This window comes from uncultured Psychromonas sp. (genome assembly GCF_947489755.1).
In the GTDB taxonomy this organism is placed as follows: domain Bacteria; phylum Pseudomonadota; class Gammaproteobacteria; order Enterobacterales; family Psychromonadaceae; genus Psychromonas.
Window position 1 is genome coordinate 33,813 of the sequence record NZ_CANLFB010000033.1, and the last position, 8,732, is coordinate 42,544.

The following is an 8,732-nucleotide window of genomic DNA, read 5'->3' on the forward strand; positions in this document are numbered from 1 at the left end:
TAAAAATTAATGCTAAAATTGACGCTTTAAAGTAAAGACAGTTTATCTTTACACTAAAGCGATATACGCTTATTTGTAAAAGGCTAAGGCATTTAATCTGGCTTCTTTATGATCAACAATCGCAGGCCAATAAATTGATAAGTTCTGAAGCTTAATATGTTTATGTGGAAAGTGAATCTGTTTGTCAGGTATTTTACTTAGCTCTGGTAAGTACTTACGAATAAACGTTCCTTTAGGATCAAATCTTTCGCTCTGTGTAATAGGGTTAAAAATTCTGAAGTAAGGTTGAGCATCACACCCAGTACTCGAAGCCCACTGCCAACCGCCATTATTAGAAGCTAAGTCGCCGTCTATCAAATGCTGCATAAAATACTTTTCACCTAAGCGCCAATCGATTAAAAGATGCTTTGTTAAAAAGCTAGCGACGACCATGCGTAATCGATTATGCATCCACCCTGTTTGATTGAGTTGCCTCATTGCGGCATCGACTAATGGATACCCTGTTTTTCCCTCACACCATGCAGTGAAAAGCTTTTCATCATAAGGCCACATTGCTTGATGGTATTTTTCGTTAAAACATTGATGTTTGCATAATCGAGGCTGATCGAACATTAAATGGCGGTAAAACTCACGCCATATAATTTCATTTAACCAACAAAATTCCTCACTATCGCTTGAAATCATAATATCTGGGAATTGATTAAGTAACGTATTAAAAACGTGACCTGGGCTCAATACACCCGCGGCTAAATAAGGAGAAAAGCCACTGGTGCCTTTGATCGAAGGAATATCACGAACACTTTTATAATCAGTCACTTTATCGCGATAGAATTGTGGTATTGCCTTGTCCATCACGACATTAACTAAAGGCCATTTACTAGAAATAGAGTCTGTCTCTATTGTTCCTTTTTTATTTTTTATAACGCGATTATTGATTGGCTCTACATTACCAAGATAGTTAAAACCAAATTCGCGAACATAAGTTAACCAAGCTTTTTTAAAAGGGGTAAAAACTTTATACATTTTACCTGATTGATTAACTATTTTACCTTTCGGTACAATCACGTCAGCTTCAAACAATGTTAAAGGGATCCCCTGTTCTAGACAGGTACGATCACGCTTTACTTCGTTATATTCAAGTTCACTATTTGCTATTACGCTACTGACATCATGTTGTTGGCAATATGATTTTAGATAATCAATTTGCGCGGTAAAATCATCAACTTCGACAATAGATAGCTCAATGTTTAATAATGCTAATTGCTCTACCAATGCTTGAGCATGGCGCTTAACAAAATCTATTTTAATCAAAGACCAATCATGAGCTAGCCATTGAGGTTCAGATATAAAGTAAATGGCTTTAGAGGGTGTTTCTGGAGAAGGTTGATTGATAAAAAAATGTAAGGCAGGATTGTCGTTTGTTCTTAAGTCATTACGAAACCATAGTAATTGTGTCATAGAGGTTAAATATTTCCTTTAATTTTCTATTAAAAGAACACAACTTACTATTAACTAGCGTTCTGTTAATAGATAAGTCACGTTTTAATTTATTTATTAATTATCAGTATTAATAAGCGTATCTTAGTCTTAACTCATCTGGATAAGGCGATAAATAAGATTGACCTTTTAAATAATCTTTTGGATATTGCATTAAATAATGATTTATCAAAGTTAATGGTGCAATCAAAGGTAATAACCCTAAACGATAACCATCAATCTGCTCACACAACTCTTTACGCTGAGCTGCGACTAAATGCTTAGAAAAATAACCTTGAATATGGGTTAGCGTATTCACATGGTTTTTACGGGTTGCTGGTATTTTAAGTGCTTCCATCAAACCTGAAATATATTGAGATGCTTTTTCAGCTAATGGCAAATCAACATCAGCCAATAACTGACCTAATTTTTTATAAGCCACTAAGTTGTGACTCATTACTGTATATTTGTAATGGCTATGGAAAGTGGTCAGTTTATGTTTTGTTAGACCCGTTGCACTAATATTTTGCCAATGTTTATAAGCATAAATACGCGCTACAAAATTTTCACGAATATGCATATCATTTAAGCGACCATTTTCTTCACAAGGCAATAAAGGATTCGCTTCCATTATTTCTTTAGCAAAAGCACCAATTCCTTCTGACGTTAAAGAATTACCTTCAGGAGAGTAAACTTTAACACGCTCCATTCCACAGCTTGGGCTCTTAGCACAGAAAACATAACCGCTTAAGTGTTTGGTCATTTCAGCGACTTTTTTACCATAAGCATGTAACGCTTCTGTCACATCGCCACTACCATCAGGCCTTGCGACAGTAATTAAGTCGTCTTTTTTTATTAAACGGATGGTAGGACGCGGTATTGGTAAGCCAATCGCGACTTCAGGGCAAAAAGATTCATATTCAACATGCTCACCCAACTCATCAATACAGAATCGAGAAGGTTTATTACTTGAATCGAACCTTACTTTTTGTCCAATTAAACAAGCACTAATACCAATCTTAATATCTTCTTTTGTTACCGAATAAATCATTATTCGCTCCCTTGAATAAATAAACCGCTGCTAATCAATATATAAACATTGAACCGATTAATAGATAAAACTACCAATAGGATTCAATAATTTATTAATACCTTGAGTAAAGTGTAGTGCATCATTTGCAACTGTGTAACAAAGACAACCATTTTCCGAAACAGGTGTATGTGTAAATGTGCCATCCAGCATAATAAAGTCGCCTTTATTATATTCACCTTCATGATCAGTAAATGAGCCATCCAATAACACCGTTAATTCAAAGCCTTTGTGAGTATGCGCTGGCACGCCACCTCCAGCATTGATATGAAGCAAGTTTGTATGGATTTCATCTTCATTTAGCTGTAAACGAGAACGAGATAACTTGCCTACATTAGCCGTTTTTCCGAAGCCAATATTACTTAGTACCGTTGGTAATACGTATGTTTTATCTTTAAATGTGACACTTTTATCTGTTGGTTTTACAACCTCAGCGACGTCTTCTGAAAACGTAATATTACTGATCATTGAATCAAAAAGAGCATCAGATTCTAAATCATCATCAATTGAAATATCAAAATGGCTTGAACTATCTAAATTATCTAAATTATCTAAGCTAATCACATCTTCTTCGAAACTTTGTTCTGCAACTTGTTCTGTAAGCTGTAAAATTTTTTGTTGGCAAAGTGGACACATATCAGCATGAATGGTTATTGCAATAGATAATGAAGCGGGTAAGTCACCATTGACAAATGCTTCTAATAATTCAAATTTAGGATGATGTTTAATCATTATCTTCTCCTAAGTGCACTTTTAATTTAGCTAACGCTAAACGTAATCTAGATTTGATCGTGCCTAATGGTAAATTAAGATGGTTTGCCAATTGTTCTTGTGACATTTCCATCAGATAGAAGCCTTTAACAACTTCTTGTTGCGTTTCTGGCAGCGCTTCAATAACACGTAATAACTGTTTGTTTTCAAGATGATCTTCATAAGGTTGTTCTTCAGCAGCCGCACTTTCTGCGATCGGCCAAATATCATCACTCAAATTATCTTCTCTGTTACTCTTAATTTTACGTAATATGTCAAAGGTAACGTTACGCATTATTGTATAAACCCAGGTTGTCGCGGCACCTTTGTCTGAATCAAACAAATGTGCTTTACGCCATACGTTACTCATGGTGTCTTGAACGACCTCATGAGATTGCGCTTCATTAGGGAATTTACTACGTGCAATACGTTGTATTTTTGGAGCAAAAAACTTAAATAAGTGAGTGAATGCTATTTTACATCTTGCATCAGCGACTTCTTTAAGCCATGCACTAAGTTGAGTGTGGTCTATTTTATCTGTCATGCTGCTAGATTTAGCATGACTAACATGTGTTGGCAAATTAGTTTGTATAGCTACCATCATTTATTCCCAAATTTGGACTCTGGTTACTAATACGCGTAAAAATAATAATAAGATCACTGATGGATATAAAAAGTTTAAATTAATTGAATAAACCTAGATTTCTTTAGATATAATTGAATTAACAAGTTTTTTAGCTTCAACATACGAAGAGTTAAATACAAAATTATGTTTAACATCATGAGGAATGGGTAGCAGCTCTAACCATCTTGAAACAACCCAATAGGGATTGTTTATTAGTTTACTTGAGTACAAATCATTTAATAAATCATTGTTTTCAAATACTGATAACAATGATTCAGATAACAAAATAAGATGAGTGCTTGACTGTTTTTCGGACCAATGATTTATTTCACTAATACTGGCAAATTGTAAGTTATCAATTTCAGATTCAACCATAGTTAACTCAACTAAAGATTTACACTTAACATCGATTTCTAACACGCCATCATCACCGTTATCAAAATTAATGATTTCAACCCAACTCCCCCAACGCGATGAAGGTTCATGTTGTTGTTTATTTGAAGAGATAATAAACCCGCCTAACGTTGAAGATAGCCCGACCATTTTTAAATACTTAGCTTCAAAAATTCTTAAACGTGTAATGCCACCCGGTAGTAAAAAAACATCTAGTGGAAATATGGGAAGATTAGTCGTTTTGTTGGTCATTATAGCCCCTCTTATATTTGTTACTTAGATTAATGATCTTAATGTTATGTACGTATCTTCCATCTAAATAGTTCACTGGCATGACTTTACAGGCGCTTCTTTATCAAAAAACAAAGTCACATTGGCCACATTAAATCCGAATTTAGAGATTGCGGTTTTATTCATTACTCGATATTCATCAATCTGATACATCCAATCATCCATACTGACTTCATAAGTGGTGCCATCAACAGGCAGTTTTAATGTATATTTAAATTGAAATGCAAAACCTTGATGCTTCCCTATGGCAGTACCAATAACGTCTTCCGCAGTGCCTCTATAACTTCCATCACTTTGTTTCACTAGGTGCCAATCTCGGTAACTGATTTCTCCATCATTAAAATAGAATTTTTCAGTTAACACCCCTTTGTTATCATTCCATGTCCCAACAAGCTCAACACAAAAACGTCTTGTTACTTTGTCACTACTGTCTTGAATCGATCCCCAAGCCGTCACAGGCCCATTAAAATATTCTTTAATATCGAAATTATTAGTCTGTGGTTGATAATCAGTTAAGTTTGCTGAACAACTAGATATCAATAAACATGTCGCGACTGTTAAAAATGTGTGTTTATATTTAATCATTATGATCCCCTACTATGTACCATAGTTTATATGCGTGTTACTAATTGCCTAATAATGCTGTTCTTAATTTAGGTTCGCTGGTGTTTTTTGATAACCAAATATCTAAAAATAATGGTGCAAAATCAGCGTCTTCTATACTGCCCGCAAATTGATTATTAAAATAAAATGCACTTCTATTTTGTTCGATAACAAACGCTAAGCTATCGCCTGATGTTACATTTGGCCAAATTTCCTTAAGTTGGGGAATGAAAATATTATAAACATCTTCTTTAATACCTAAGTGTTGCCATTGTTCTATCGTCCGTTGTATTAATTCCTTCGACGTAATACTCCTTAAATAGTTAATTTTATAAATTAATGTGCCATTCTTGGATATTTCAGGGTACTGCCCAGAAGACGTTGATAACTCACTTTCATAGACATCCCAAATCAAAACCGAAAAGACCGCCTTACCTATTTTTTTTACAGGTTGTTCTTTCTCGACTTCATCTAATGTATTTTTCCATTGACCCAATTCAACCCTTTCATCTGCCGATGCACTGTTTTTAAGAAACACCGTAAAAAGCAGGACAAGCACAGTGACTTTTGACATCAATAACAGTGAATCTTTTAATGCAGATCTATCCCAATATCCTGAGAGTTTAATAAACTTATACATGCGCTAACCTTGTATTCGTCATAACTGACTTTAAAAAGAAAAATAAAATGAACAACCCAGCCCAAATAGCAGCAAGGACCAAGTAAGTAGCGAGTAATGGATAACCGAAACTAACGGCCTCCAACCTTTGTGCTGCGATATAACTTAAAGGAGCGAATATCGCCCCCACTGTTATTTGTAACACCTTGGAAGAACTTAAAAATGTTAAACTGTGGCAAACAGTACAAGCAAAACAAGCCCATAAAATAACTAACCAAAAAGGCATAAAGGTAGAATCTGGGAATATAAAAAACATAAAGAAATGTAATAACGAATCAACTGAACTGCCGATGACGGCTATCAATAAAACCAACCGAGCTTCATTTTTTATATGAGATAATTTAATCAGATGAAAAGCGATCATTGAAAGTGCAACAGGGATAAAAGCATTACCCCAATAAATGAGCCCAAACCACGCTATATTGAACCCCAACATATTCATTAACATTTTTATCTCTCCATGACCATTATTGGTACAGGTATAAATACGCTCTTAAATCACTTTTAGATCTGTGAATAGAAATAGATATCAATAAATATTGGTATTGTTAAAGATTAGATACAGGCACCATAGCTAGGTTAAAATATTAAAAACAAGTTACTAAGTAGAATCAAACTTTATCTAAGTTGATTTATAATGAGTTAAAATATTCATATAGACTGATTAAAAAGTTATTTTTTATAAGATTAAAGCCTACAAACCGGCCCGTATTAAATATATAATGTGCTTATAATTAATTAATAATCTTTACAGTCACTTATGCTTATTTTTATAAAAGCATCAGTCAATAACTTTAAGGCCTACGAAATGCTTAAAAATACAAGTTCACAAGATAGCGAGGCTTTATGTTAGCAAAACGTATTATTCCTTGTTTAGATGTTAAAGATGGCCAAGTTGTAAAAGGCGTACAATTTCGTAACCATGAAATCGTAGGCGATATTGTGCCACTTGCTAAACGTTATGCAGAAGAAGGTGCAGACGAATTAGTGTTTTATGACATCACCGCTAGTTCAGACGATCGTGTTGTCGATAAAAGCTGGGTAAGTCGCGTAGCAGAAGTCATTGATATTCCATTCTGTGTCGCGGGTGGTATAAAAACCGAAGAAGATGCAAGACGCATTCTTGAATTTGGTGCCGATAAAGTGTCAATCAACAGCCCTGCGCTTGCTGACCCAAGCTTAATTAATCGATTAGCTGAAAAATTTGGCACACAATGTATCGTTATTGGTATTGATTCATACTTCGACGAAGCGACTGGTCAGCACCAAGTAAAACAATTCACCGGTAATGAAAAAGCAACGGTAACCACTAAATGGAATACCTTTGATTGGATAAAAGAAGTTCAATCTCGCGGTGCCGGTGAAGTTGTATTAAATGTAATGAATCAAGATGGCGTCCGTTGCGGGTATGATATCCAACAACTCAGCCAAGCACGTGCTATATGTAATATCCCATTAATCGCTTCAGGCGGTGCTGGTGAGATGAGCCATTTTGCAGATGTTTTTAACCAAGCTGACGTTGATGGTGCATTAGCAGCAAGTGTCTTCCACAAACAAATAATTAATATTGGTGAGTTAAAATCTTACCTTAAATCAGAAAAGGTAGAGATCCGACTATGAATGTAGTAACTACGAGTTTAATGAAACAAGAGCAAATAGCATCGTTAGATTGGGCAAAAGTAGATAATCTAATGCCTGTCGTCGTACAAAACAGAACGTCTGGTAAAGTACTTATGTTAGGTTACGTAAACCAAGAGTCTTTAGCTGCAACACTTGAGTCAGGCAAGATGACTTTTTTCAGTCGTACAAAGCAACGTTTATGGTGCAAAGGCGAGCAATCAGGTAATTTTTTAAACGTTATTGAGATTAGCTCTGATTGTGACAATGACACATTACTTGCGATTGTTGATCCAATTGGTCCAACTTGTCATTTAGGAAATGAAACTTGTTTTAAAAATGAACAAGAGCCATCATTAAGTTTTCTTTCTGATTTAGAACAAGTCATCAAGAGCCGTAAAGGTGCAGATCCTAAGAGTAGCTACACTGCTAGCTTATATGATCGTGGTACTAAACGTATTGCACAAAAAGTGGGTGAAGAAGGTGTTGAAGTTGCTTTAGCAGCGATGGCAAAAGATATGGATGAGTTAACCAATGAAGGTGCTGATTTAATTTATCACTTAACTGTTTTATTACAGAATGAAGGTCTTGAGCTTGCAGATATTGCAACGAAATTAAAAGAACGTCATAGTAAATAAAGATAATACTTCAAAGCAGTTAATCTAACTGTTTGATAACAATTAATAATCATTAAAAAGCCGCTAGTAATATTTTACTTAGCGGCTTTTTTTTAATTAAGATTCTCCCTTATATACTGTGACAGTATTCAACTTGAGACTGAATAAAAGCTTTGAAGTGCATAGCGAATAATCTCCTCTTTCTCATCATTTTTTAAAAAACACAAAACAACTATTTCAAAGCAATGAAAGTAAGCAACCTTAATGTAAGTAATCTTAATGTATGTAATCTTAATTGTGGATAAGCAAAGCGATACAACGCCGCTACTTTCGCGGATGACTGCATTAAATTATATTAAAAAAATTCGCCTCGAGCTAAGCAGAACTAACGGCACTGTATAACCAAAATATATAGTTTTATAATTTTAAATCTAATTCCGATTTGACTAACCAGAATTGAGGTTAACTAGATAAAGAGTAATAAAACGTAGATAGAAAAAAGGTTACCGATAGGTTAATGCCGATCAGTTAAGAAAATTAGTTGATTTTTAGCTGAAGAAGATCAAAATCCTATGACTCAAAAGGTCATGG

General features: G+C 34.7%; 10 protein-coding genes. 2 read left to right on the plus strand and 8 right to left on the minus strand.

Annotation, left to right across the window (positions count from 1 at the left end; translation table 11 throughout):
* Positions 1-69: 69 nt before the first annotated feature.
* The 8 genes from phrB to Q0794_RS15390 form a co-directional block, all read right to left on the minus strand.
* Positions 70-1,458, minus strand: coding sequence for a deoxyribodipyrimidine photo-lyase (gene phrB, locus Q0794_RS15355; protein WP_298943358.1), 1,389 nt, complete (start codon positions 1,456-1,458; stop codon positions 70-72).
* 109 nt (positions 1,459-1,567) lie between these two features.
* Entirely contained in the window at positions 1,568-2,527 is a 960-nt protein-coding gene (locus tag Q0794_RS15360) for a DUF523 and DUF1722 domain-containing protein (protein WP_298943360.1), read from the minus strand.
* 57 nt (positions 2,528-2,584) lie between these two features.
* Entirely contained in the window at positions 2,585-3,298 is a 714-nt protein-coding gene (locus tag Q0794_RS15365) for a ChrR family anti-sigma-E factor (RefSeq protein WP_298943361.1), read from the minus strand.
* On the minus strand, positions 3,291-3,920 hold the full coding sequence (locus Q0794_RS15370; protein WP_298943363.1) for a sigma-70 family RNA polymerase sigma factor: 630 nt from the start codon (positions 3,918-3,920) through the stop codon (positions 3,291-3,293). The genes Q0794_RS15365 and Q0794_RS15370 overlap by 8 nt, the downstream gene beginning before the upstream one ends.
* Positions 3,921-4,013: 93 nt before the next feature.
* On the minus strand, positions 4,014-4,586 hold the full coding sequence (locus Q0794_RS15375; protein WP_298943365.1) for an LON peptidase substrate-binding domain-containing protein: 573 nt from the start codon (positions 4,584-4,586) through the stop codon (positions 4,014-4,016).
* A gap of 72 nt (positions 4,587-4,658) precedes the next feature.
* On the minus strand, positions 4,659-5,210 hold the full coding sequence (locus Q0794_RS15380; protein WP_298943367.1) for a DUF3833 domain-containing protein: 552 nt from the start codon (positions 5,208-5,210) through the stop codon (positions 4,659-4,661).
* 40 nt (positions 5,211-5,250) lie between these two features.
* Positions 5,251-5,868: a chalcone isomerase family protein gene (locus tag Q0794_RS15385; RefSeq protein ID WP_298943369.1), complete on the minus strand. Its 618-nt coding sequence runs from the start codon at positions 5,866-5,868 to the stop codon at positions 5,251-5,253.
* Positions 5,861-6,355: a DUF2878 domain-containing protein gene (locus Q0794_RS15390; protein WP_298943371.1), complete on the minus strand. Its 495-nt coding sequence runs from the start codon at positions 6,353-6,355 to the stop codon at positions 5,861-5,863. The genes Q0794_RS15385 and Q0794_RS15390 overlap by 8 nt, the downstream gene beginning before the upstream one ends.
* A gap of 398 nt (positions 6,356-6,753) precedes the next feature.
* On the opposite strand from Q0794_RS15390, the gene hisF reads away from it, so the two are divergent.
* A complete protein-coding gene (gene hisF / locus Q0794_RS15395; protein WP_298943372.1) occupies positions 6,754-7,527 on the plus strand; it encodes an imidazole glycerol phosphate synthase subunit HisF in 774 nt (257 codons plus the stop codon).
* Entirely contained in the window at positions 7,524-8,162 is a 639-nt protein-coding gene (gene hisIE / locus Q0794_RS15400; protein ID WP_298943374.1) for a bifunctional phosphoribosyl-AMP cyclohydrolase/phosphoribosyl-ATP diphosphatase HisIE, read from the plus strand. The genes hisF and hisIE overlap by 4 nt, the downstream gene beginning before the upstream one ends.
* Positions 8,163-8,732 lie beyond the last annotated feature (570 nt).